Source organism: Rhizobium sullae (assembly GCF_900169785.1).
In the GTDB taxonomy this organism is placed as follows: domain Bacteria; phylum Pseudomonadota; class Alphaproteobacteria; order Rhizobiales; family Rhizobiaceae; genus Rhizobium; species Rhizobium sullae.
Window position 1 is genome coordinate 1 of record NZ_FWER01000191.1, and the last position, 485, is coordinate 485.

1 protein-coding gene is annotated in these 485 nt (G+C 54.6%); it reads left to right on the forward strand.

The annotated features are described in order from the left end of the window. The coding region (locus BN1800_RS39710) for an ATP dependent DNA ligase (RefSeq protein WP_483251933.1) at positions 1 to 253 on the forward strand (253 nt) is incomplete at its 5' end. Between the last annotated feature and the right edge of the window lie 232 nt (positions 254 to 485).

The window sequence follows — 485 nt, forward strand, 5'->3', positions numbered from 1 at the left end:
CTATGTCGGGAATGTCGGGACCGGCTTCAGGGAAAGTGTCGCATGGGAGCTGCGCTCTATGCTCGATCGCCTGACCATGAAGAAGCCGCCCGTCGAATACAAGGACCGACCGAAGGGTATTGTCTGGGTGCAGCCGACGCTGATTGCCGAGATCGAATACCGGGCATGGACGCACGACGGGAAGCTACGGCATTCGTCATACAAAGGGCTGCGCGAAGTGCAGGACAACGCGGCGATTTACGAAATCGAGTGACCCAATCGAGAAGCACTATGCTTCAGCGATCTTACGGTGCGTCAGATTGTCTCCTGCATGCCATCTTGAGGCCGCCCAATTACGTTCGACTACCCACAAAGATGAGGCTGGCGGTAGTGTTGACTCTATAGTTCGTTCAGCCGAGAACAGGCAATGAAATAGAGGGGAAATAATGATGGCTGATGAGAACAACATAGGACCGGTTGCTGCAGTTGAGACGACGGAGGTGGAG